The 24,808-nt window shown below is 63.8% G+C and carries 20 protein-coding genes; 5 read left to right on the plus strand and 15 right to left on the minus strand.

From position 1 onward, the window contains the following. Positions 1-106: 106 nt before the first annotated feature. Positions 107-1,132, plus strand: coding sequence for an NAD(P)-dependent alcohol dehydrogenase (locus tag BFN03_RS06895; RefSeq protein WP_070378394.1), 1,026 nt, complete (start codon positions 107-109; stop codon positions 1,130-1,132). Positions 1,133-1,168: 36 nt separating this feature from the next. On the opposite strand, the gene BFN03_RS06900 is transcribed toward BFN03_RS06895, so the two are convergent. The 6 genes from BFN03_RS06900 to BFN03_RS06925 form a co-directional block, all read right to left on the minus strand. Beyond that, positions 1,169-2,536: an MFS transporter gene (locus BFN03_RS06900; protein ID WP_070378395.1), complete on the minus strand. Its 1,368-nt coding sequence runs from the start codon at positions 2,534-2,536 to the stop codon at positions 1,169-1,171. 105 nt (positions 2,537-2,641) lie between these two features. Further along, the gene (locus tag BFN03_RS06905) at positions 2,642-3,112 is read right to left on the minus strand and encodes an RpiB/LacA/LacB family sugar-phosphate isomerase (protein ID WP_070378396.1); all 471 of its coding nucleotides are present in this window, start codon (positions 3,110-3,112) and stop codon (positions 2,642-2,644) included. Continuing rightward, positions 3,109-4,050 (minus strand): ribokinase, encoded by a 942-nt coding sequence (locus tag BFN03_RS06910; protein ID WP_070378397.1) that lies wholly within the window; start codon positions 4,048-4,050, stop codon positions 3,109-3,111. The genes BFN03_RS06905 and BFN03_RS06910 overlap by 4 nt, the downstream gene beginning before the upstream one ends. Next, the gene (locus BFN03_RS06915) at positions 4,047-5,102 is read right to left on the minus strand and encodes a LacI family DNA-binding transcriptional regulator (protein WP_232320449.1); all 1,056 of its coding nucleotides are present in this window, start codon (positions 5,100-5,102) and stop codon (positions 4,047-4,049) included. The genes BFN03_RS06910 and BFN03_RS06915 overlap by 4 nt, the downstream gene beginning before the upstream one ends. 146 nt (positions 5,103-5,248) lie before the next feature. After that, the gene (locus tag BFN03_RS06920) at positions 5,249-6,043 is read right to left on the minus strand and encodes a peptidylprolyl isomerase (protein WP_070380687.1); all 795 of its coding nucleotides are present in this window, start codon (positions 6,041-6,043) and stop codon (positions 5,249-5,251) included. A gap of 38 nt (positions 6,044-6,081) precedes the next feature. Then, a complete protein-coding gene (locus BFN03_RS06925) occupies positions 6,082-6,954 on the minus strand; it encodes a peptidylprolyl isomerase (protein ID WP_070378398.1) in 873 nt (290 codons plus the stop codon). 195 nt (positions 6,955-7,149) lie between these two features. Between BFN03_RS06925 and BFN03_RS06930 the strand changes: the two genes are divergently transcribed. The 3 genes from BFN03_RS06930 to BFN03_RS06940 are packed head-to-tail and all read left to right on the plus strand — an operon-like array spanning position 7,150 to position 9,739. Then, complete coding sequence (locus tag BFN03_RS06930; protein ID WP_070378399.1) at positions 7,150-7,830, plus strand: MBL fold metallo-hydrolase; 681 nt, start codon at positions 7,150-7,152, stop codon at positions 7,828-7,830. A 15-nt stretch (positions 7,831-7,845) separates the two neighbouring features. Then, a complete protein-coding gene (gene hisS, locus BFN03_RS06935) occupies positions 7,846-9,117 on the plus strand; it encodes a histidine--tRNA ligase (protein WP_070380688.1) in 1,272 nt (423 codons plus the stop codon). Next, positions 9,107-9,739, plus strand: a complete 633-nt coding sequence (locus tag BFN03_RS06940; RefSeq protein WP_070378400.1) for a hypothetical protein — start codon at positions 9,107-9,109, stop codon at positions 9,737-9,739. Before hisS ends, BFN03_RS06940 begins: the two co-directional genes overlap by 11 nt. Positions 9,740-9,742: 3 nt before the next feature. Here BFN03_RS06940 and BFN03_RS06945 read toward each other — a convergent pair whose 3' ends face one another. The 6 genes from BFN03_RS06945 to BFN03_RS21005 form a co-directional block, all read right to left on the minus strand. Beyond that, complete coding sequence (locus BFN03_RS06945) at positions 9,743-11,077, minus strand: hypothetical protein (protein ID WP_070378401.1); 1,335 nt, start codon at positions 11,075-11,077, stop codon at positions 9,743-9,745. Continuing rightward, entirely contained in the window at positions 11,074-11,400 is a 327-nt protein-coding gene (locus tag BFN03_RS06950; protein ID WP_070378402.1) for a type VII secretion target, read from the minus strand. Before BFN03_RS06950 ends, BFN03_RS06945 begins: the two co-directional genes overlap by 4 nt. 158 nt (positions 11,401-11,558) lie before the next feature. Then, positions 11,559-12,065 carry a GNAT family N-acetyltransferase gene (locus tag BFN03_RS06955; RefSeq protein WP_070378403.1) on the minus strand — a complete coding sequence of 169 codons (507 nt, stop codon included), beginning with the start codon at positions 12,063-12,065 and terminating at the stop codon, positions 11,559-11,561. Positions 12,066-12,148: 83 nt separating this feature from the next. After that, positions 12,149-12,832 carry an SIMPL domain-containing protein gene (locus BFN03_RS06960; RefSeq protein WP_070378404.1) on the minus strand — a complete coding sequence of 228 codons (684 nt, stop codon included), beginning with the start codon at positions 12,830-12,832 and terminating at the stop codon, positions 12,149-12,151. 50 nt (positions 12,833-12,882) lie between these two features. Then, complete coding sequence (locus tag BFN03_RS06965) at positions 12,883-13,647, minus strand: 8-oxoguanine DNA glycosylase OGG fold protein (protein ID WP_070378405.1); 765 nt, start codon at positions 13,645-13,647, stop codon at positions 12,883-12,885. 155 nt (positions 13,648-13,802) lie between these two features. After that, positions 13,803-14,387: a hypothetical protein gene (locus BFN03_RS21005; protein WP_442971900.1), complete on the minus strand. Its 585-nt coding sequence runs from the start codon at positions 14,385-14,387 to the stop codon at positions 13,803-13,805. Between the two features lie 291 nt (positions 14,388-14,678). Between BFN03_RS21005 and BFN03_RS06975 the strand changes: the two genes are divergently transcribed. Then, entirely contained in the window at positions 14,679-15,599 is a 921-nt protein-coding gene (locus BFN03_RS06975; protein ID WP_232320450.1) for an HNH endonuclease, read from the plus strand. 521 nt (positions 15,600-16,120) lie between these two features. On the opposite strand, the gene BFN03_RS06985 is transcribed toward BFN03_RS06975, so the two are convergent. The 3 genes from BFN03_RS06985 to BFN03_RS06995 all read right to left on the minus strand — a co-directional run bounded on the left by BFN03_RS06985 (position 16,121) and on the right by BFN03_RS06995 (position 23,817). After that, a complete protein-coding gene (locus BFN03_RS06985) occupies positions 16,121-19,099 on the minus strand; it encodes a Z1 domain-containing protein (protein WP_070378408.1) in 2,979 nt (992 codons plus the stop codon). Between the two features lie 73 nt (positions 19,100-19,172). Beyond that, positions 19,173-20,705: an ATP-binding protein gene (locus tag BFN03_RS06990; protein WP_070378409.1), complete on the minus strand. Its 1,533-nt coding sequence runs from the start codon at positions 20,703-20,705 to the stop codon at positions 19,173-19,175. 286 nt (positions 20,706-20,991) lie between these two features. Further along, positions 20,992-23,817, minus strand: coding sequence for an AAA domain-containing protein (locus tag BFN03_RS06995; protein WP_070378410.1), 2,826 nt, complete (start codon positions 23,815-23,817; stop codon positions 20,992-20,994). Positions 23,818-24,808 lie beyond the last annotated feature (991 nt).

Below are 24,808 nucleotides of genomic sequence, written 5' to 3' on the forward strand. Positions count from 1 at the left end.
AACAACTCCGCGATGGTGAACCAGGTGGAGCTGTGCCCGAGCAACGTCATGCTCGCACGGGCCTACGACGAATGGTCACCGATATCAGGACCATGAGGAGAGCGCTATGAAAGCAGTGCAGGTCGTGGGATACGACACGAAGTTACAGCTCACCGAAGTGCCCGAGCCCCAGATCGAGGGTCCACTCGATGTCATCGTCCGGGTCGGGGGCGCGGGAGTCTGCCGCACCGACATCCACATTCTCGAAGGCATTTGGAAAGAAAGGACCGGCGTGCAGTTGCCATTCACGATCGGCCATGAGAATGCCGGTTGGGTGCATGCCGTCGGTGACGCCGTGACCAACGTCGAAGTGGGTGACAAGGTCATCCTGCATCCGTCCATGACCTGCGGGCTGTGCCGCGCCTGCCGATCCGGCGACGACATGCACTGCCTCGACAACAGTTTCCCTGGAATGAACATCGACGGCGGCTATGCCGAGTTCCTGCGTAGTAGCGCGCGAAGTGTGGTCCGAATCGATGATGCGCTCGCCCCCGCCGATGTTGCCGGGCTCGCCGATGCCGGGCTGACCGCCTATCACGCGGCGGCGAAGGTGGCGAAGACGACCAGGCCCGGTGACGTGTGCGTGGTCATCGGTGCGGGCGGCCTCGGTCACATCGGTGTCCAAGTGCTCGCGGCGATCTCGGGTGTCACCATAGTTGCGATCGACTGCATCCCGTCGGCGGTCGACTTGGCCGTGAGTATGGGTGCCGACCACGGCATCGTCGCGGACGGCACCCATGTCCAGCAGGTGCTGGAGTTGACCGGCGGGCATGGCGCCGAGGCTGTGATCGACTTCGTCGGCGAGGGCAGCGCAACTCGGGAGGGGGTCGCGATGCTCCGTCGTGCCGGCAACTACTACGTAGTCGGCTACGGCGGAGTCCTCGACGTCCCGACCATCGACATCGTATACACGGAACTGAACTTCATCGGAAGTCTCACCGGCTCCTACAACGATCTGCAGGACCTCATGACCCTGTCCTCCCAGGGCAAGGTGACCCTCCGCACGACCGAGTACCCGCTCGAGGACTTTCAGCGCGCACTCGACGATCTCGGCGCCGGGCGGGTACGCGGCCGGGCGATTCTCGTCCCCTAGGACGCGGCAGCTTCGCGCCGGATCCCGTCCGGGCGATCAGCGGGCCGGTCTGGCTGCGGGAGCCTTCTGCGATGCGGTGGTCACCTTGCCGGCGATGATGGCGTTGACCTCTGCTTTTTGCTTGGGACCCCAGGTTTCGCGGGTGTTCAGGGCACCGACAAGGCCTATGACGCCCACCAGGACGTACAGCGAGGCTCCGCCCGCCCATCCGAATACCGATGCCAGGAGGACGGCCAGGAAGGGTGCGAATCCAGAGATGGATGCTGCGACCTGGTACCCGATGGACGCTCCGGAGGTTCGGGTGTTGGTCCTGAACAACTCGGCGAACCAGGCGCCCTGTGTGCCGGTGAAGACCGCGTGGATGATGCCGATTCCGATGACGAAGACGAGGACGATCACGAACGGGTTCCCCGTGTTGCTCAGCATGAACATCGGGAAGCCGAAGGCGATGACGGCGATCGTGCCGCCGAGATACATTTTGCGCCTTCCGATTCGGTCGGTCAGTGCTCCGGCCAGCAAGGTCACGGGTATGGCGATGAGGCTCGCGACGACGATGCCCGTGAGGCCGATCGTCTCGTCGTTGCCGTTGTTCTGTGTGATGTAGGAGAGCAGGAAGGTGGCCGTGACGTAGTAGGCGCAGCTTTCGACGACGCGCAGCGAGATCACCCGCGCGATGTTGCGCCAGTCGTCCCGAATGACGGTCGTCAGCGGGTTGTCGACGATCGCGCCGGATTCCTTGGTGTCTTCGAATTCGGGGGATTCCTCGAGCTTCATTCGAACCACGAGGCCGACCACGATCAGCACCGCACTGGCAAGGAACGGCAGCCGCCACGCCCAGTCGGTCTGAAGGGAGGCCGACAGCAGGAAGGCGGCGTTCGCCAAGGTGATGCCCAGGGGGTTGCCCGCCTGCGGGATCGCGGCGAAACGGCCGCGCTTCTTCCAGGGTGCGTGTTCGAAGGTCATCATGACGGCGCCGCCCCATTCCGCGCCGAATGCCAGGCCTTGGATCATGCGGATGGTGACCAGCAGTATGGGAGCGAGGATTCCGACGGTCTCGTATGTGGGGAGGAATCCGATGAGGACGGTGGCGATGCCCATGGTCAGAAGTGCCCCGACGAGCACGGGCTTGCGGCCGTATTTGTCGGCGAGGTATCCGCCGATTGCCCCGCCTAGAGGTCTCATGACGAAGCCGACGGCAAGAGTGGCGAAGGACAGCAGGGTGCCGACCAGGGGGTCTGTACTGGGAAAGAAGACATCGCCGAAGTAGAGGGCCGCGGCCGTACCGTAAGCCACGAAGTCGTAGTTCTCCACACACGTTCCGGCGGCCGACGCCATCGCTGTCTTGATTTTGGTCGGCGACCCGTGGGCAGCCTGTCGCTGCAGATCGGTGACTTCGGGGGCCATGCTCGAATCTCTCCCTAGATATTCACGTGCGGATATTCATGTGCGGATATTTCTGTGTGGTCCTCGGCGCGCGGTCGGGGGACCGGTAGGTGATGTTGGGTCCGTTCAGATCTCGCCCGAGAGTTCCCGAGCCCCTTCGAGTTCCATTTCCCGGAGCTTCTGAACTCGTCTGATCGTGTCTTCGTCGTTGTCGAACTTCGCGTCGAGGAAGGATTGGAGGACTTCCCTGGCCGTGGCCTGGCCGACGAGCCAAGCGCCCATGGCGATCACGTTCGCATCGTCGTGTTCGACGCTCTGGTGGGCGGAGTAGACGTCGTGACCGAGCGCGCAGCGGATGCCCGGAATCTTGTTGGCGGCCATGACGGCCCCGACTCCGGTCCCACAGACGAGCACGGCACGATCCGCATCACCGGACTTGACGAGCTCGCAGGTGGCCCGGGTGACGTCCGGGAAGTCGACCGGCCTCTCACTGGGTGCTCCGCGGTCTATGACTTCGTGGCCGAGTTCTTCCAGAACGGTCCGGACGAAGGTCTTCAGTGGGAAGCCGGCGTGGTCGTTGCCGAGTGCGATCTTCATGAATTTCCTTGGGACGCTGGGGTGGACGGGGAATGGGTCATCTGGAGAACTTCTTCGCGGTGTGGAATCGATTCCATGGCGCCGCTACGGGTGACGGTCAGTGCCGAGGCCCGAGTGGCAAGCTTCATCGCCGCAACCAGATCACCCGGATCGGCCAGCAGTGATGCGGCCAGATAGCCGACGAACGTGTCACCGGCGGCGGTGGTGTCTTCGGCGATCACGGTGCAGGCCGGCACGTGGACGAGGTTGCCGTCGACGACCGTATACGACCCCCCGTCGCCGGCGGTGTACACGATGGTGGGGCCGAGCACGCCCGGCAGCAAGCGGACGAGGTCTCGGTTGTCGGTGGCGGGGGTTCCGGTCAGAACGGCCAGGAGCGAGATTTCCCTCTCGTTGACGACCAGAAGATCGACGTCGTCGAACAGTCCGTCTATATGTCGAGGCGACGGCGCCGCGTTCATGACGACGAACAGTCCACGGGACTTGGCGCTTCGGGCTGCGTGCCGGACCAGCTCGGCCGGGATTTCCAGCTGCAAGACGAGGATGTCTCCCTCTCGGGCCTCGTCTATGTCCACGTCCTCTGGCGTCAGGTTGGCATTCGCTCCGGGGCTGACGAGGATCTGGTTCTGTCCCATGTCATCGACCGCGATGACCGCTGTCCCAGTGGGAGTCTCGTCCACGACCCGAATGTTCCGGCAGTCGACGCCTGCGTCGGACAGGACCTCGAGTATCCGCCGCCCATGACCGTCATCGCCCACCGCACCGGTGAATGCCACACTCGCTCCGGCGCGGGCCGCGGCGACGGCCTGGTTTCCGCCCTTGCCGCCGGGCCGGTAGACCGCGTCCGATGCCCGCACGGTCTCTCCCCCTCTGGGAAGGGCGCGAACGCGGATGGTCTGGTCGATATTGAGGCTTCCGACCACGAAAATCGTGCTCACAGGACCTGCCTTTTCGGTGGGGTTTCGGTCGACGCTCTGACGATCAGTTCGCTGGGGAGAACCACGGATTCGGGTCGGTGTCCGTCGATCACATCGAGAAGCAACTTCACGGCGGTGCGGCCCATTGTTTCCACGTCATGGGCGATGACGGTCAGCGGCGTGTCGAGCAAGGGAAACCACTCGAGATCGTCGAAGGCAACGAGAGCCAGGTCTGAGCCGATGTGGACGCCTTCGTGCTGGAGGGTCGACAGTGCACCCACAGCCATCGGGCTGTCGGCGGCCAACAGCGCCGTCGGCCGCTGGGGGAGCGCCAGCAAGTGCCGGGCACCCGCCGCGCCGCTGGCGGATTGGAAGTCGCCGACAAATGTCAGGTCGGGATCGTCGCTCAGGCCGAAGTCGCGTGCCGCCCGGGAGAAGGACCGCAGCCGGGCGCGTCCGGTGGACGTGGTCTCGGGGCCGGCGATGTAGCCGACGCGCTTGTGGCCCAGACCGGCGAGGTGCTCGACCGCCTGCCGGATACCGGAGTCGCTGTCGCTGGTCACGCTCGGTATGTCGATTCCGTCGACCGTCCGGTCGACGAATACGGTGGGTATGCCTCTTTCGAGTACCGCCTTCAGGCTGGGACTCCCCTCGCCCTGCGGTGCGGCGACGACCCCGGCCACGCGTTGGGAAATGAACGTGTCGAGATAGCGATCCTGCTGTTCGATGCTCTCGTTCGCGTTCCCGAGCAGGGTGACCAGGCCGTTGCTCAGTGCCGCCTGTTCAGCGGCATGAGCGAGATCGGCGAAGAACGGGTTGCGGACATCGGAGACCAACAGTCCTACGACGTTCGTGCGGGTCGAGCGCAGCGCACGAGCCTGAGCGTTGGGGCGATAACCCAGCCTGGCGGCGGCAGCCACCACCTTCGCTGTGGCCTCGTGCGATGTTGCCGGGTTGCCCGAGAGCACCCGTGAGGCAGTCGCCGGCGACACACCGGCCATTGCTGCCACGTCCTTGATCGTGATGATCGGACCCGTCAAGGTTTCTCCCTCGTCCTGTGGAATCGATTCCATGGAATCGATTCCATGCAGTATCCGACAGGAAAACCTATGCGTCAATGGTCGAGCGGGCGGCGCCTGTGCCCAGAAAAGAACTCGAGCGGTCCCCGGCGCGTCGCGGAGTGCGCCGGGGCCCGCTCGACGAGCCTTGGTTCGTTCGGTCAGCCGACTACAGCGGTCTCGATCTGCACCGGGATGTTCGGCGCTCCGCCGCCCGCCGACATGGAGCCGTCGTCGCCGCCGGCGGCGACCTGCTCGATGGTGGCGAGGCCCTCGTCCGAGATCGATCCGAAGACCGTGTAGGTGGGCGGAAGCACCGAATCGGCGTAGACGAGGAAGAACTGGCTACCGTTGCTGCCTGGGGTGCCGCTGTTGGCCATTGCCACGGTGCCGCGCGGGTAGACCACTGGCTGCGACAGTTCGGGGGAGCCCTGCGTGAAAACGGTCTCGGGGTATTCGGTGTCGAAGCCGTAGCCGGGGCCCCCGGTGCCGGTCCCGGTCGGGTCGCCGCACTGCAGGACCTCGAGGCCTTGGGAGGTCACGAGCCGGTGGCACGGTGTGTCGTCGAAGTACCCCTGCTCGGCCAGGCTGACGAAGCTGTTGACGGTGCAGGGGGCCTCGGCGCGGTCGAGGGTGAGGCCGATCGGACCGGCGCTCGTCGTGAGGTCGACGGGGACCGTGCCCTCCGTGGACACACCCGAGGTGGGCGGCGGTGTGACGTCCCTGGCGGCGGCCCGACCCTCGGGGTACGTGCAGTCCACCGTCGCCGCCACTGGGGCCGGAACGGGTGGAAGAGGCGCGAACCGGGACAGATCCAGCGGCGCCGCCGCCGCCGTAGTAGTGGTGGTTTCGGGCGCCTCGGACGTGGGCGTCGGCGAGCCCTCGTTCGAGTTCGAACACGCGGCTAGAACGACCGCAAGGCTCACGCCTGCGACGAGAATTGGGGTGCGTTTCATCACTCCATCCTCACACGCCACTTCACCCCATGCTCAGTTCAGTCCATTCGGACGGACGTGATGTCGATCGGAAGGTTGGGCGCGCCGCCACCTGCTGCCATCGATCCGTCGTCGCCGGCTGCCGCGACCTTCTCGATGGTTTCGAGGCCGGTCTCGTCGATGGTCCCGAACACCGTGTACTGCGGGGGCAGTTGGGAATCCTCGTAGACGAGGAAGAACTGGCTGCCGTTGCTGTCGGGCTGGCCGCTGTTGGCCATTGCGATCGTGCCGCGCGGGTATGTCACCGGAATCTGCGCCGACGGGTCTCCCACGGAGTACTGGTCGGTGGGGAACTCGTTGGCGAAGCCGTATCCAGGCCCGCCGGTGCCGGTCCCTGTGGGGTCACCGCACTGCAGCACCTTCAGTCCCTCGGAGGTCACGAGCCGGTGGCACGGGGTGTTGTCGAAGTAGCCCTGGCTCGCCAGGGACAAGAAGTTGTTGACCGTGCACGGCGATTCGGCGTTGTCGAGCGTCAGGCCGATGTTGCCCTGGGTCGTCTCCATGCTCACGCTGACGGTGCTTACCGTCGTGTCGATGTCGTCGGTGCGCGGCGGTTCCACCGGCTTCGCCGGCTCCTGGCCGTCGGGGGTGTACGTGCACGACACGAACTGGGGAAGCGGCTCGGCCCGGCCGATGGGCATCACGCCGGGAGTGTGGTCCGAGGTCGTCTCGGCCGCCGAGGCGTCGTTGGTGCTGTCGTTTTCCCTGGTCAGTGTGACGACGACTGCTATCGCTCCCACGAGGACCACGACCCCCAGCGCAGAAGCGGCGATGGTCAGTTGCTTACGCTTGCGCGCCCGAGCGGCACGGCGCTCGAGTTGGCGCTCAAGTTTTCTCTTGGCTGCTTCGCGGCGTTGCTCGTTGCTCGGCACTGAGGTGGTCCTCCCGAAATCGGTCTGTCTGGCAGTCGGTCGACATTGCGGTAGGTCGGTGGGCGGTAGGTCGGGGGACCTACCCCCCGGTACGCACGACCTTCAGATTCTGCCATCCGAACCTGAGAACATCCGCGTCGGGCGACGGCTTAGTCTGTATCCACCGCAATAACCACTCGAACAGGAGCGTCACGCGTGCTCGTCACTGGATTTCCGGCCGGGATGTTTCAGACCAACTGCTACATCCTGGCGCAGGATGATGCCCGCGAATGCGTGGTCGTGGACCCCGGCCAGGATGCTGCGGAGCCGCTGTTCGATTTCCTGGCCAAGTCGACGCTCACCCCGACGGCGGTTCTGTTGACGCACGGTCACCTCGATCACGTCTGGAACGCATACGACGTCTGCGAGAAGTTCGGGATTCCCGCCTACATCCACCCCGAGGACCGGTACATGCTGTCCGACCCCGGGCGCGGCATCGGACCGACGATGCAGCCGTTCATCGCGGGCTTGGATTTCCACGAACCGAGCGAGGTGATCGAACTGGCCGGCGGCGACACGATCGAACAGGCAGGCATCTCCTTCGGCGTCGATCACACCCCCGGCCACACCCAGGGTTCGGTGGTCTTCCGCACCCGCGTGGAGGGAGAGAACGGTCCCCTCGACATCGCCCTCACCGGCGACACCCTGTTCCAGGGGTCGATAGGCAGGAGCGACCTGCCGGGCGGAAACCACGAGCAGTTGCTGCAGTCGATCGCGGACAAACTCCTGATCCTCGGCGACGACACCGCGGTCCTGCCCGGGCACGGCGGATCGAGTTCGATCGGCGCCGAGCGCGTGTCCAACCCGTTTCTCGTTGGACTCTCGGGATCGAAATAGGGAAAGGTGACGACTGTGAGCAAAGCCAGCACCTTCTCCGCACCCAAGGGCGTTCCCGACTACGTTCCCCCGCAGTCCGCTGAGTTCGTCACGGTCCGTGACGAACTCATGCGCGCCGCACGACTGGCCGGGTACGGCCACATCGAACTCCCGATCTTCGAGGACACCAGCCTGTTCGCACGCGGTGTCGGCGAATCCACCGACGTGGTCAGCAAAGAGATGTACACCTTCGCGGACCGCGGCGACCGGTCGGTGACGCTGCGCCCCGAGGGCACTGCGGGGGTGATGCGCGCGGTGATCGAACACGGCCTCGACCGCGGACAGCTGCCGGTGAAGTTGAGTTACGCGGGACCATTCTTCCGGTACGAGAGGCCGCAGGCCGGACGCTACCGTCAACTGCAGCAGGTGGGGGTCGAGGCCATCGGCGTCGACGACCCGGCTCTCGATGCCGAGGTCATCGCCGTCGCGGATGCCGGCTTCCGCGCACTCGGTCTCGAGGGTTTCCGATTGGAGATCACCTCGCTCGGCGACGACACGTGCCGGCCGCAGTACCGGGAACGGTTGCAGGAGTTCCTGTTCGGACTGCCGCTGGACGAAGAGACGCGTCGGCGAGCCGAGATCAACCCGCTCCGCGTGCTCGACGACAAGCGCAAGGAGTTGCGCGAGATGACGGCGGACGCCCCGCTGATGCTCGATCACCTCTCGTCGAGCGCGAAGGCGCACTTCGACCAGGTGCTCGCGCACCTCGACGCGCTGGGTGTGCCCTACGTGATCAACCCGCGCATGGTGCGCGGACTGGACTACTACACCAAGACGACGTTCGAGTTCGTCCACGACGGTCTGGGGGCGCAGTCGGGCATCGGTGGCGGTGGACGCTACGACGGACTGATGGAGCAACTCGGTGGTCAACCGTTGTCCGGCATCGGTTTCGGACTCGGGGTCGACCGCACGGTGCTCGCGCTGGCCGCCGAGGGTAAGACGGTGGGTTCACCGGCGCGCTGCGAAGTCTTCGGGGTTCCGCTGGGCGACGAGGCGAAGGCGCGGCTGGTGCTGATAGCCCAGCGGTTGCGCGCCAAGGGAATCCGCGTCGACCTTGCCTACGGCAACCGTGGGGTCAAGGGTGCGATGAAAGCCGCCGACCGGTCGGGTGCCGCGCTGGCGCTCGTGCTCGGCGACCGCGACATCGCGGAGGGCACGGTGGGAATCAAGGTTCTCGCCACGGGCGATCAGGAGTCGGCACCCCTCGCAGACGTCGTCACGCGCGTCGGAGAGATCCTTGGAGTCTGACGCGACGACGCCGGTGTCGCTCGATCTCGTTCCGATCGAGCTGATCGCCCCGCGGCTGAAGCGGGTTGCGACCGTCGCGGTCCTGATCGGCGTGGTGATCGGTGCGATCGTCGGGTTCTTCACATCGCTCTGGGTCGGCGTGTTGGTTGGGGCTGTGATTGCGGTCCCGACCGCCGCACCGGCGCTCGTCGCGCTGCGGCGTCGAATCACACTGCAGCAAGGCCGCATTCGGTCGACTGGTGGGATTCGTAGTCGCCAGGTCGATGCCACGAGGGCCGTCACGGTCGAGATCGTGGTCCGCTCCGCCAGGGTCAGCGAGGTCAGCCTCCGAATCACCGACCCGGATGGCAGCCTCGCACTTCCACTGGCTCTCTACACGAACGACGGTGGCCGCGAGCTGGAAGTGCTCGGGCTGCGCCGCTTGGCGGATGCGCTGGCACAGAGTGAACTGGTACCGGCCGCTGCTGTCGCGTCCGTGCTGATCGAGCAATTGCGGGCCGAGGCGCGTAGCGCCCCGTTGCCCGAGCGGCCCCTGTTCCGGGCGGTGGAACTCGTACGCTCCGAGGGCCGCCTTCCGGCCACCACGCTCACCGATCACGAGGTGGCGGGACTCGTCGACTGAGGTTTACATCCGGCCGTCGAACGGATCGTCGTCGATCTCCTCGCCGCCGATCACGGCGGGCGTGACCATCGGGAGGGCACCGTCGAAGGCGGTGCCCTCGCCCGCACTGACGAGGTAGCTCGGGGTGGACCGCCCGGATTCCTCGTCGCCTCCAGCGCGGCCGGCACCTGCCATTCCCGCTGCGCCCATCGGGGCCCCGGAGCTCATGGTTGATGCGGGTGTCGCCGCCGGGCCGGATGGGCCTGTCACGGGTGGAACCGCGCCAGGGGCCACTCCGTGTGGTGTTCCGGCCACGAAACCGCTTGTGCTGCCTTGCATGCCGAAGCTCGCGGAACCGCCGCCGAAGCCAGCCGAACCGATGCCGGGCCTCGAGGAGGGAGAATCGGCGGCCAGGGCGCCCGAGGACACTCCCGCCGCATGTGTATTCGCCGACACGAGATCGTCGACGCCTCCGGTCACCTTCGAGATGATCGGCTTGCCGACCTGCTCGATCACCTGGGATGCGATCGCGAATGGGGAGTTCGCCCCTGACGGGCCGAAGCCGACCGACCCCGGTGGTGGCGGCACCGAGACCGGGGTGGCGAGGCTGTTCATCGTGACGATATGCTCGGTCAGCTCGGTGCGTGTCTGCGTCACAACCCCGATGGCGGCTTGGAGATGTTCGGCGGCTGAGGCGAGGAGCATCGCCTGCCCCGGAGGAGTCAGAATCGTCGGTGCGGCCGCGATTGCGGTGGCCGCGAACGACTCGGCAATGGCCATCAGATTGGCGTTGCCGCGGGCCACGGACGCGGCCGCTATCTCCGTGGTGCGCGATATCGCCGCGCCGCGTTCGCTCAACTCGGCGCCGCTCGTCTGAGCCTGCATGCCCTGCGACCGTGCGGCCTGGGCCGCGTCGCTCTGCCAGATCTGATCGAGGACCTTGAGTCCGGACATGCCGATCGACATGGTCTGGTCGATCACCTTCGACGACATGTCGAGGATCGCGGTCGGATCGAAGTCGCCGAACATGCCCGTGCCGAAGCTGCTTGCGAGATCCCTGAGCGGCGCCAGCAACTCGTCGATCCCCGGCAGCGCCGGCAACCCCGCGCCGTTCAGCAACTCCTCGAGGGGATTCGGCGGAAGCGGAGGCAGCACGGGCGGGGGAGGGAGTTGGGGTAGGTGCCCGGCCAGATCACCGACCGGGGTGTCGAGCAGGGGGCCGAGAGGGGAGTTCTGCAGTGCCTCGAGGGGCGTGCTCGGCAGCGGCGTCTCGAGAGCATCGCCGACAGCGGTTCCCTGGATCAGGTCGAGGATCGACTCGGATGCTGCGGGGGATCCGGCGGGGTCGGGGTACGTCATGCGATGTCCCCGATTCCCTCACCGATCGCACCGAGCGCCGCGCTGTTCGCGTCATCGACGGCTTCGTAGGAAGCTGCGGTCGCCTCCGCGGCGGCCGCAGTCTGCGCGTAGTGAAACGAAAGCTCGGCGACCGATGCGGCATGGGTGGCCTGCGCGGCGGCGAAGGATGCGAGGAAGTCGGCCCCGATCGGCCCGAACACCGGCGCCAGCGTAGCGAGATCGGCGCCGAGATTGGCTGCGGCACCACCGATCTGCTCCGCCGCCTTCGCGGCGGTGGCCCCATACTGTCTGATCCCGTCCGCAACGACGAAGACATCGCTCAAAATGACCCCCCGAGGTGATTAGCGTTTGCGTGACTCTATCTCACGGGTGAGGGCTCTAGTGCTGGTGGTCACGCCGCGAATTGCGGCCATGCAGTGCCGCGACGTCTAGTCCGGGTGGCCGGTGACGTTGTGGGGAATATGCGACACTCACGGGTGGGTCAGATACCGAACGGTGCGGCGTAGCGGATGGTGCCGGTCGGAAGCGGGTGGTTGTCATCCAGGGTCATGGCCATGAGTGCCTCGTCGGGGACGTCAATACTCAGTCCGATGCCGTGAGTGGAGGCGCGGGTGAACCCGAACTTGGGGTAGTAGCTGGGGTGTCCCATCACGGTGATGTAGTACTCGCCCATGTCCTTGGCGGCCTTCAGGGCGGCGCGGATGGCGGCCGAGCCGACGCCTCTGCGCTGATGGTCGGGTAGGACCGCGCACGGGGCTAGGCACAGAGCTGCGGTGTCGCCGATGTGGCAGCGGGTCAGCAACGCGTGGCCGACGATGGTGCCGTTCTGGTCGGTGGTGACGAGTGACAGGCCCTCGATCCAGGAAGTGTCGGCGCGCAGGGCGTCTACGAGGTTGGCTTCGTCCGCGGTGTCGAAGGCGGCGAGGTTGACTTCGCGGATGGCGGGGATGTCGTCGACGGTCTCGGGGCGAGTGTTCCAAGTTGTCATGGTGTTTCCGTTCGCCGGTGCGGGAGGGCGTGAGACGACAGGTCTCGCGAGCTAGTGGGCTGCGGCGGGGGTAGCGGACCTCGTCAAGACGCCTCGAACCGCGCCTCGACATCGGCGGTGATGCGAAGCCGTTCCGGCTTCAGCGCGAGCCCTTCGTGCTCATGATCCTTCGCCTGGGCCGAGGCGGCCATCTCCCGCACGACCGGTGGGCCGAATTCGGGGCGCTGCCCGGCGTTGAGCATGCCGGGGTCGGCCAACGCCACGGCGTCGATCCGGTTGCAGCCCAGACGCCGGCCGTAGTCCTTCGCCTTGGCGAGCGCGTCGCGGACCGCGAGATCCCGAACCCGGGATACGGCTTCGGCATGGGACTTGCGGGTGAGCTTCCATTCAAGGCGACCGACGCTGACGCCCTCGATTGCTGACGCCTGATCGACGAAGGTGGCTACGGATCCGAGGTCGCGGAAGGTCACCGATCCGGCCGCTGACGACCGGTAGTTCCACGGCAGTCTCTTGCCCTCTGGGTGGTACGGCCGGTGCCGGGAGTGCTGGATCTGGTCGAGTGACCACCGCCGGACGGGACCTGCACGTTTCCGGTCGAGAGACCGAATCAGCTTCGTAAGCGCGGCCACAGACTCGGATGCGGCATCGGCAGCCTCGGCGCGGGTGGTGCCGTCGAAGACGATATTTAAATGGACCACACAGCGATTGGGCGCGCAGGAACGCTCGGCATGGCCGGTGACGGTGATCGTGACGGGATTGGTCGGCATGAGTCCAGTGTTCCTGAGGATGCCTTCGGCTCGACGCGGAATGCGGCGGCTCAGAACAGCGTGGGCTCGGTTCGGGCGCCGCTGCGGGCCTCCTGCAGGCGTGCATTCCAGCGTTGCACCAGCCACATCTCGATCAGCTCCGGGTCGGTACCCACCTGCATCGCCCATGCGCTCAGCAGTTGTAGATAGCGCTCGTAGCGACGAAGGGTAAACCCGCTGACCGACGGCTCCTCGAGCCAGCCCTCGTGGATCAGGGTCGAGACGCCGTGCTGGTCGATCAGTTGGGCGCGAACGCCGTCCCGTTGAACACCGACCGCCCACATGAACAGCGCCATCAGCGACACCCCGACGCCGGGCATGTCCGGCCAGCCCGACCAGGCGTCGCCGGACGGTTCGGGAATGCGCTTGTCCTTGGCGCACCGGTTCAGCACGTTCTTGATCTTGGTGAGTGGGTCCTGTTCCGTGAATGGGTTGATGACGTCGGGCAGGCGGCGCGTGGCCCGGCGGCTGCGGTGGGCGCTGCGCCAGGCCGCGCACAGGAACAGCAGACCGAGCGCGTCGTGATCGGATTCGATCAGTTCGCTACCGATCTGCAGGTCGTTGCGCTGGACGACGGCGACGCCGCGATCGACCACGTGGCCGTCGAGATCCCGTCCGTGAAGAACGATCTCGTGCTTGTGCTCGCGCAACTGGTGATTCCACCAGTCAAGGTCGACGTGGGCACTGTCGTCGAGCACGTGCAGCGGGTAGGCCCGGGCGCGGCACCACTGCACGCAGGCCTCCGGTGGTGTGAATCCGTCGTCGAGCAGATGCATGCAGCGATGATTCCACCAACGACGGGCAGCGCAGGTGTGCGACACGGCTGAACTCGGTTTGGTGCTGCCGATCCGGCCGGGGCCTCGAGCCTGCGGACTGCGACGCCAAATGTCTCGGTGCAGAAGGTGCTCACGCGTACAACGTGTCGGCGAGGTCACCGTCGCGTAAGTTCCGGGGTCCAGGCCGACCGGCCGCTTCTTGGGGGCGCACTGCTTCGCGGCGACGTCACTGACTGAATAGCCCCGGCATGTCCGGAGACTTCATATTTTGTCTGGTCGATCACCTTCGACGACATGTCGAGGATCGCGGTCGGATCGAAGTCACCGAACATGCCCGTGCCGAAACTGCTCGCGAGATCCTGCAGTGGCGCCAGTAATTCGTCGATCCCGGGCAGCGCCGGTAACCCCGCGCCGTTCAGGAGCTCTTCGAGGGGATTCGGGGAAGCGGAGGCAGCGCGGGCGGGGGAGGCGGTTGTGGAAGGTGGCCAGGCCAGGTCAGCGACGGGGGTGTCGAGCAGGGACCGAGGGGCGAGTTCTGCAGTGCTTCGAGCGGCGTGCTCGGGAGTGGCGTTTCGAGTGCGTCGCCGACGGCGGTGCCCTGGATCATAGTGAAAGGAGAGCTCGGCGACCGATGCGGCATGAGTGGCCTGCGCGGCGGCGAAGGACGCGAGGAAGTCGGCCCCGATCGGCCCGAACACCGGCGCCAGCGTGTGCATCGCAACGATGAAGACGTCGCTCAAGATGACCCCCCAAGGTGATTGGGGTTTGCGCGACCTTATCTCACGGGTGGGGGCTGTAGGGATGGTGATTCGGCTTGGAATCGTTGGTGCGGTACTTGCGATCAGCGACGCGTTAGGCCGCTCGTGTGGGCTATGGCTGAGACTGGGGATTGGCGAACTGGGGATTGGATTCTTAACAGCTGCTCGAATGGCGATTCCGTACAAATCACGATATACATTCCCGTGCTTCAAGGATTGTCCAGCTGCTTGGACAGTGTCTTGGTCATTTGTGTGGATGAGAGAAGGAGAGCTGTGGCTGCGGTGATGGGGGCGGAAGACGACGCTCGACTGAGGCAGGAGGCGATGCGATTCCTTACCATCCGCACGAACGACGGGCTCGACTCGATCACCCGCGAGGAACTACTCGACTTCACGTTCGACGGCAGTATGTTCCGCTTGGTAGACCCGACGCGGGGAATCCGCAAGCCCCGGGAGCTGAGCTCCGCGCTGTCCATTGTGACGACCTATCGGGCTGAGGGCTCGGTGCGGCCGTACGAGGATGAAGTTGGAGGCGACGGGTTCCTGCGATACAAGTGGTCTGGGACCGACCCTGATCACATGGATAACCGAGGGCTGCGGGCGGCAATGGACCAGCAGGTGCCACTGATCTGGTTCTATGGCGTGGGTGTCGGCAGGTTTCAGCCGATCTACCCGGTGTATCTCGTTGACGAGGAACCCGAGAAGCACCAGTTTGTGGTCGCTATTGACTCGGCCCGTGACTTGCATCGTCCTGATTCGCCTGTTGAAGAGACGTTGCGTCGGTATGTGATGGCCGAGACCAAGCGACGTCTTCATCAGCCTGTCTTCCGTGCGACAGTCATGCGGGCATACGAGACGCGATGCGCAGTCTGTGCTTTGGGTCATGGCTCTCTCTTGGATGCTGCGCACATCGTGCCGGACGGGCATGACGAAGGGATAGCATCCGTACGGAATGGTCTGGCTCTATGCAAGATTCACCATGCCGCTTTCGATGTGAATATCCTCGGTATCAGGCCTGACTATGTCGTCGAGATCCGCGAGGATCTACTTATCGAAGTCGACGGACCTATGCTCGAGCATGGGCTCAAAGAGCGGCACGGGCAACGATTGATGGTCTTGCCCCAGAAGAACTCGGAAAGGCCAGATCGAGAGTTGATGGAACTGAGCTACGAGAGGTTCCGCGCTGCCGGGTGATGTGCCCCCAGCCCGACGCTGAGAGCCTCTTGCTCGAGACCGTTGTAGATTGGTTGGTGGGTGTCATCGGCGATGAACACATAATCTGGCTTTCCTCACTTCTCGGAGAACCCCCCGACCATTGGCCATCTGCAGCGTCAATCGACACCCGGACCGAGGACTCGGACTCGGTACCTGCAGCGCGAACCTACGGTGGCGCAACAAGTATGACTACCGAGAACTGAAAACAACCTCGTCCTAGAACGTTTCGAGGGCCGCCCCAAGCTCGGCCAGCGCCGCCATTCCCATCACCTCCATGCGGCCGCATCTCACACCGTGTCTTTGTTCGACTTGAAAGCCGATGCGTTGGGCTGAACTGATTACAGAGTAGTTTGCGTATCAAAGGCGCGCTGGCCGCCCGGATCAGCACGTGCTCACTGTGTCACCCGAGCTTCCCGACCAAATAAGGGTCCGTATCCGGTGCAGATTCAGCGACCTGCTCACTTAGATATCGGTACCGGCATGGCACTTCATCCAATTCATCATTCATCCCTGTCTTCGATGTCGATGATGGCCGACTCCTCACGTTCGGAGTCGATGGTCGTGAACCGGACCGGACTTCCTTCGCGAGCAAGGCTGACGGCTGTGGCGGGAGCCACGAAGGTAAACGCCATGACGAGTTTGCCAGGATCTAGGTGACCGTCGGATCCGATATGTGTTCGCTGTGCAGATTCGATGAGGGGGTACAGGACGATGGCACCCCGGCGGTCATCGACGAGCCTCTCGGTCTCGACGTCTCCGGAGTCGGGCAAGGCTCCGGCTATTCGTAGCGGTACTGCACGGTGCTTCGGGTCGCGAACTGCGCCGAACAGTGGCCCACGACGCCGGTCGCGCGCGAACCATGAATACGAACGCCCCGTGCCTCCGAAGGTGATGAGACTGGTGAGCCTGGAGTTCCGTGGCGCGAAAACAACCCAATCGTTGACACCCGGCGAATCTCCTGTGCTGATTCGGCGCAGGTACTCGAGGTTGGGTGCAAACTGCGAAGGAGCGTGCCAGCGTAGATTCTCGGCGATCTCCAGGAACGCACTAGCGGTGAGACTGCCAATCTGGGCATCGAAGCGATGCGTGATTATGTTTCCGTCCTCGGAGAAGTTGTACGCATATGACGTCGTGTTCTCGGACATGGAATCCAGAACGGGTGTCCAGAGGCCGGTATTGTGTCGAAGATCCGCTTCCCTTATCGGGTATGCCGTTGGCTCCTGCCATTTCCCGGGCGAACTCACCTCCACTAGACGCGCATTGAACATCTTGGTCGGACTTGTCGGCTTGAGCCACGGAAGGTGTTGTGAGACAAGGGGTGGGATTTGTGCCGGAAGAATCTGAGGCTGACCGTCGACCATGACGGAATACTGTTCCAGTTCGGAACGGAAGCTCTCTTCATCGAGGCAGATCGCTTCGAATGCCTCGTAGAGGTCGATCTCCTTGCTGCCAACGGATTCCGAGCGACTGAGATAGAGTCGTACGAGATCTCGGTACCCTTCCCGAAATCCGAACCAACGCCCCATCTGCATCAGCGTGGATGCATTCCCGGCCCGGCGGCGGAAATACGTAACGGTCAGCCCGTCCACCGTGAAGCCACGGGAGAGCTTTTGGCCGCCGATAAGGATCTTCCAGATTGATCGTTTGTCAAAGTCAGCCTCGCCGGTTTCGAGATCCTTGTCTCCGTTGACGACGATGATCGGGCGGTCGTCGCCGCCAATGCGGATGTAAGCCGGTCCGACGAACCGCATGAGTTCGTCATACGACTTCGGAACGGCGTATCCGTCGGCCCGGACGGCAGACACTGGTGCGACATCGGTATCGAACAATTTGCGGAGCCGCTCGTGCCCGCTCGGCCCAATGTAGCCGGAATTCCACCACATGCGAGTGACGCGCCCCAGAAGCTCCTTATGTGCTTCGGTCAGCATGGACTCGTGTATGAGCATGGTGTGGTGTTGGAAGAAGCGCTCGCCGAGCCCGCCCTTGTCTTCGCGGTAGAGCTTGATCGCTGCGGTGAGGACGAACATGTCCATCGCACGCTGTAAACAGCCGTCGTCTTCGTCACCATCGATCAGGATGTCGCGGACATGAGCCTTCTCGTTCGAGTTGGCAGGGTTTCTCTCTTCTTCCGGAACGACCGTATCGAGGTCGTGGAAGTCCGGGGCGCCCATGTATCCATCCGGGCGTGGAAGCGAGACGATGAAATCCTTGGGGAAGATATCTTCGCTGTCACTGGGGTCGATGAATACGTTGGCGAACGGGGTTGCCGTGTACCCGACGTACTGCGCGCGCGGCAGCATGTTGAGCAAGTCGGAGATCTTCTGGTTGATCGCAGTTCGCTCGGCGTTCGGTTTCGCCAAGTCTGATGTGTTGACCGAAGCCTCGTCGGATTCGTCGTCGATGATCAGGACCGGAATCTCGGACAGAGGAGTCTTGATCTTTTTCAGGTCTTTGACCAAGTTGGTCAGCACGGTCTTGTTCTTCTTGACGACCATCAGACGGGCTGATGAACGGTGAAGATTTTGTGAATCGTACAGGGGGAGTGCGGGTTCTCGCTTCTCGAATTCGAGCGCAACGATCCCTTGGCGCAGACTCTTATAGTCGTTGTCCCGGGTGGTCATTCGGACGATATCAAATGCTCCCAAGGTAGAAGGGAGACCGCCGAACTCGAGAAATTTCCCTTTACCCCATGCCGGATCATCGGCGTAATCTGACTCGTCCTCATGTGCACCCCTGAGGATATTCTCTCGACCCACGAGTTCCATGTCGAGGCGGCGCTGGGTCTGCCCGCGCAATAGGTTGAGTGTGCCGCCGAGGACAATTACGAGGCGATACCCGGCGTCGACTGCTTTCGCGATGACGCCCGTGAAGTTGGCTGTCTTGCCGGATTGCACATAGCCGACAACCAGGCCCTTCGACTGGTACGCGGTGGGACTGGAGGGGTCAGCCAGGCGTTCTACGACGCGGTCTGAGGCTATGTCGAGTCCGGCCACGGCGTGCTCCGGCCAGCCTTTGTTCGTGAGAAGTTGGCGGTAGGCAGGCCAGTACCAGGAGCGGCCCTGCTGCGACTGCGGTGTGTACCACGGGGTGAAGCCAGTACTTATCACTACCGGAGGCGTTGTCTTGTAGACGGGCAACACCGAGGTGAGAAGCTCGCCGGTAGCCGGTTCGAGCCCCAATAGCCGGTACACGTCCTGGCGCCGCTCGTCGGTGCGTGGATCGGAGGTGGACCAATCGGGCGCCTCCTCAAAATCCCAGCGCGTGAGCTGTTTACGCCACATCTCGACGAGCGGATCGGTCGTCGACGCAGCTTCGATGAACTGCTGGAAATCCTGCTCGGTGGCGTAGATTTCCGCGTCTGCGGGAAACTCTTCGGCCTGGTAAGAGAGTGCACGGACAAGCCGTTTCGGCCTGCTGCCGTTCATGTCCGACAGGGCAGCACTGTGGAGTTCAAGTCTCAGTGAGTCGGCGTTCGTCATCGAAGATCCTCTGTGGTGTGTACAGCGAAAAGGTCGATTGGGTGAGGGATGGATTAGTCGGCGACTATCGCCGTCACCCGCTGTCAGCCATCCGATCGAGTTCTGCCCGGGCGGCGGAAACCAGCACTGCCTGCCACAGCTGCAGGTTGTCCTTTTCCCGCGGTCCGCTGTATTCCTTCTCGAAGATCTGATGGAGAAGTAGGTACATGAGCGACTTGACCATCGGTGCATCGTTGAGCGTGCCAGCTCGGCCGCCCAGAATCGCCGCTCGATAGTACTGATTCAGATAGATCGTTCGATTCTCACGGTCCAGGTCGAAGAAGATGCTGTTGACGAGTGATTGCCATCGGATGGCGATCGGCTCTTCCCCTGGAAGGATCGGCAACTCTTCCTCTAGGGTTTCACGCACGGCGGCGTCGATACCCTTTCCGGGAGCGATTACCGGCTTTCGAACCGTTCCCGAGGTCTTACGAGCCTCTCGGTACGTCGATTCTCCGTCGTTCAAGTACTGGGTGAAAAGTCGTCCGTTGTGGTCCCGCGCGTCCTCGAGTGCCGCCACGACCTCGGGCGACATCTCGACGCCTTCCTTCTTGACGCTCAGGCGGAACACGTCTCGCGAGTTGTCCGGTAGGTCGACAGCGATGCGAGCCAAGGCGAGGTGTTGGTCTGGTTGCCGAAAGTTGTTCCACCCACCCGCTTGGACGAGGCGGTTGTGACGATAGAAGTAGAAGCCCTGCCTTTCGATTACCGACCCGACTGCCTTGTACTCGTCGAGGTTAGATTTCGATGGCCAGATGTGGGCGTCGAATCCCACTGAACCGATTGATGGCACTTCTGCAACAAATGCGCGTGGGTAGTCCGGGTGGCCGGACACTGGGTACGCGAAGGGATCCAGTGACACCACACCGAAATTCATGTACTCGATGCCGGTACGGACATCTTCGACTGCGATGGTGATATTGAAGTCGTCACGTGTGAGGAACCGATGGAAATAGAGACCGAGGTGGAAGCCGAGTTTGTTGATGGTGCGATGCAGGTAACGGTCTGTCTGACCGCCTCCGCCGGTCTGGGGAAAGTTCTTTACGCCGTCCCATCGAATGACGGTGCCGGACCAGGTGATCGGACAGCCGGCATAGCGATCCATCAGCAACTGGGCATAGTTCGGTTCGACGATGTCGCACTGGAAATCAGCTGTCGCACGTTCCATCAGCCACCGGCGTCCCGCGGGCCGAGAGCGCTTGGTTTTGCTGACTACCGTTACCGCAGAGGCATGGCTCAGGGAAGCAGACTTCAACCCGGTACCGAACATGCCTAGGGCCTGGGCGTCATAGTTTCGCCGACCACCTACGGTCATGGCGATGTCCAGGTCTTCCTCGGTCATCCCGCCGCCGTCGTCAATGATGAGGAGGCTGACCAACTGGTCGCCATCCCGCAAGAAGTGGATGACGACATCCTTTGCGCCGGCATCGATCGAGTTGTCGACCAGATCCGCAATAGCGACTTCGAAGCCATAACCCTGACTACTCAGCGCCTCCATGTATCGGGCGTCCGGTGGTAGGTGCTTTGTACCTGTCGTGGGAACTTCGAACTTCCAGTCGCCTGCCATACCCGTCCTGAAACTCTGATGTGTTGAGTGAACCCGCAGACAATAGCGGAGCACCACGACATCGAGGCAATCTGCACTGCTCGGCCCCTAGGTTCCCTCTTGCTACCCTGTTCTCCGCGCTCCTCATGGCTGTCGGTGCCAGGATCGAGCCCTGGCGGTAGGGTTGATCCGCTTCCGCCGTTCATGGACTCCGTTGCCCCAGTTCCATGCCGCGACGGCCGCGATCCCGACCTGCTGCTTCGCGTGACTACGAGCGGGTTGTCCCGGCGATTCTCAACGTGATCGGCTAGCGACGTGAGTTTGCTCGCTTACTCGTTCGAGGGCCGTCGCACTTCCTGCAGGAAGACCAGACTCCGGTGCGAGGTCCGCCCGTGGCTTCTTCTCGGACGAGCAGGCGTCCGCAGGCACACGTTTCGGCGAAGTCGCCGCTGCCAGGTGAATGGGCAGTCTTCCGGCGTAGCAGTGCACGACGAACGGCTTGGGCGAGTCGGGAGTTTCCGGTGCGCAACGCCCTACCCGGGTTCGCAGCGAGGAGGGGACTCGATGCTGTCCATAATCTGTCGCCGACAACCGCTGTCGACTCGCGGATCGGGCTACACGGCCGCAGACACACCGACGAGTACCGCAGTGGGGCCAGGACGTCAGGTAGATCACCGCTTCGAGATGGCTGGTACCAGACCGACACCGGAACCTCGCCTGCCACGTCGGCGAGTGCGTCTACGACGGGACGTGCGGTCCTCGTGTCGAGGTCACTGGACCAGATGTCTATCGCGTCTCTCGCTGCCCCGATGTCGGAGATCAGCCTGTCCAGGCCCAGCTCCTGAGTGGTCGGCGAGCCGGGCAGGGTGACAACGTCTTTCCATGTCAAGAACTCCGCTTCGGCAAGCGAGGCCGTGGTGAACTTGCGGACGGCGTCGACGGTGGTTCGACTGCGGTGGATGCGGCCGAGATCGGCGACGAGGATCAGCTGATCGCGGGCGCGGCTGGCGGCCACGTTGATCAACCGGGCGCCATCACTGCCCGAGTGTCCGCGCGCGAACCACTGGTGGAGCTTCATCCCACCACCAGCGGTGTCGACGGCGTCGAACAGGACCACGTTGGCCTCACCGCCTTGGAAGCGGTGCACCGTCGATGCCGCATGCCCGGCATTGGACGGGTCCAGCAGTGAGGCGAGTAGTGCGGCCTGGCTAGCGAAGGGGCTGATGAGGGCTGCAGTGACGTCTTCGCCGAGCGTCGTCATCAGGGCTGCGGTGAGCTGCGCGTGCATGGGGTTGTAGCGGGAGTGCAGCCCGTGCTTTCGCGCCGCCCTGGGGGAGAGCGCGGAGGTGTCGAGCACCACAATCGGCGCGTCGCTGAGTGCGGATGTGGCGCGGCGCCGTCGGAGCACCGATTCGGCGGTTGCGAGCCGCTGCTCTGGGTAGAAACCGTCACTGACGGACTCCGCAATCTTCAGGTGCATCCGATGTTGGACGTCGAGGACCGCAAGGTTGGGTAGCGGGCGCCCGGCTCGCACGGCCGCGTCGATTCCGGCGCTCTCGAACGAGCTGCGGCGCAGCCACAGCTTGGCATGTGGCTCCTCCGAGACGGAGACCGGTGGGAGCTGCCGGAAGTCGCCGGCGATGACGGTGTGTCCGCGGCCGAGGCCCGCGACGAGCATCGTCATCGCCGACGAGACCATGCTGGCCTCGTCGATGATGACGACGTCGAAGACCGCGTCGGCGAGTGTGTCGAGTACCGCCTGGTGGGTGGTGGCGGCAACGAGCCGGGCCTCACGACAGACCTTTCGGCGTACCTCGGCCAGGATCTCTCCGAGCCTCTTCGACATCTCACGGTTTCGCGCGATCTGGGCCTCGATGGCGCGCACTCGATTGTCGTCGGTGGGCGCATGTGTGTCCTTGGTGGTGGTGATTCGGCGGAGTTCCTGTCGTAGTTCACGGGTTTCGTTCTCCAGTTCGACACGCCGTGCGGCGACGGATTCGCCGCGCATGGCAGTGACCTCGTCCGTCAGCACGGGGACCGGTCGTCCTGTGAGCGCGCTGGTTGCGGGCTCTCCAATCCGAACCACGTCGCCGACATGGAATCTATCGACGTGATTGAGGAAGCCGCCAAGCGCAACGTCTACAGCTGCGTTTGTCGGGGCGGTGAGGAGCACGCGTTTTCCCATGGCCAGGAGTTCGCGGATCAGGACCGACAGGGTGGTGGTCTTGCCTGTGCCGGGTGGTCCCCACAGCCAGGTAAGGCCGTCGCCGAGACCCTGATACACCGCATAACGTTGGGCCCTGTTCAATTCGGGGAGCGAGGGCGGGTCGGAGGCAAGCGCGCCGGCTCCGCGTCCAGGCAATACAACGTCGAGTGCAGCTGTGGTGTCGAACTGGCCCACGTCAATGAGCAACCCTTTGAGTCGTTCTAGCTGGCGGCTGAGGAGCCATGACAGGTCGCACCGTAACGTCGCAGATTCGAGCTCTGGACAGCTGTTCGATACCGACAGGCTGATTTCGGTGCCGTAGACGGCCACGACTTCTACCTCGTATTGGTCGAACCGGGTTATCAGCGTTGCAGTCTGGCCTTCTCTCGTCGGAGCGTCGCCTTGCATCTCGAATCGCATCACTTTGCGAGCCTCGGTCACGGCGATGGACGTACCCCGAGTCAACGCGACGTCGTGGGTAGACCTAGTTCTAGTCACCTCGTTGTGCTCCGACTTGAGGGCGTCTGCCACCTTGGTAGCCACCGTCCGCCATTCGGGGTCGAGGGGGGCTGCCCACGCTTCGACTTGTACGTCGTTGAGATCGGCGGACGCGCGTAGTTGGGCGAGTTCACGGTGCTCGCTGCGTCTCAGCGAATTCGATCCTTTTCGCGCTTCGTATACCCGCGCCGTGCTGCGGGCGGGCTCGGTGCTGGGCGGGGAAGATACCCACCCGGTGGGTATCCAGCTGGTTTGCGTCGAATCGAGAACAGCGAGGGCATGTTCGTGGCACGCGAAGTAGATGTCGGTGTCTTCGATTCTGCGCAAACCCGTTTGCTCCAGCCGGGCACGGAGGGCCGAACTCTCGATCGGTCCGTCCGAGAAGATCGATTTGAGGGCAGGGACGAGTCGGGACGGGTAGCGGCTCATGTGGTCAGCCTTTCGATGGGCATGGAGATTCCCGCTGGCGGCACCCCTGGGTGCTTACCAGACTGCGGCGACAGCCGCGTGACGATGTCTCGGATGGTGGCGGCGGTCTGCGCTGCATACCGTCATCGCCTCGATGGTCGGGTCCCCGATCGACCGGACATGATGTCGTGGCAATGAACGATGTATCAAGTTCCCGGCACGCGCGGCCGGAGGATGTCACACGGTTTGTGGCACTCGCACAGTCGGCACTCACCCCAGTCGCGGTGAAACGCACGGCGGTGCACAAACATTGGCAGGAGATGATCTGGGCAGGGCCGGTGCCAGGTAGCGACGTGATGACCAGTCGATTGGGATCGCTGACTACAAGCCGGACGGCGGTGTGTTCCTGCGTTCCGGGGAAGCTGAGATGTTGGAGCGGAGATCCGAGGTTCTTCCAGACTAGGAGGGCGGACCTTCCAATCGGACCCACAATGAACCTGCCCTCGGCGTACCCGGAGCCTCGGCCCGCTCGGCAAGTTGAGGCTGCCGTGTTCCGGGTAGCGACGCCGATCATGGATGTGATCTCGAGCATGTTTCCGTCGATCGTGGAGTCGTGGAAGTCCGCTCGATGCGGCTGATCCGCCCTGCAACTCCTCGTGTTCCTTCGCCGCGCCCGTGCTCATGCCGCCGCTCGTCGATTAGTGTGGCCGAGCGACATCTCAAACGTGGCGACGATCTCCTCGTCGCTGCGGCTCTCGGCTAACCCCGTCCGCCGGGCTTGAGTGCCAATTGCATCCAGGCGTTCCTCCGATTCCTGTTCGCCCTCATCGGGGCTGATGAGCCTGCGCGACATAGTGGACATCTAGGGGAACAGGTCAACTCTGACTAGTGGCCTCCGGACACGCCGGGGAGATGCACCACACTTCCGGTGGCGTCTGTCGGAGGCATCTGCAATGGTTACCGACTGTACAACGGCGCCGCGCGCCTCCATGGGGATAGAAAGCTAGGGCTA

This window comes from Rhodococcus sp. WMMA185 (genome assembly GCF_001767395.1).
GTDB lineage: Bacteria > Actinomycetota > Actinomycetes > Mycobacteriales > Mycobacteriaceae > Rhodococcus_F.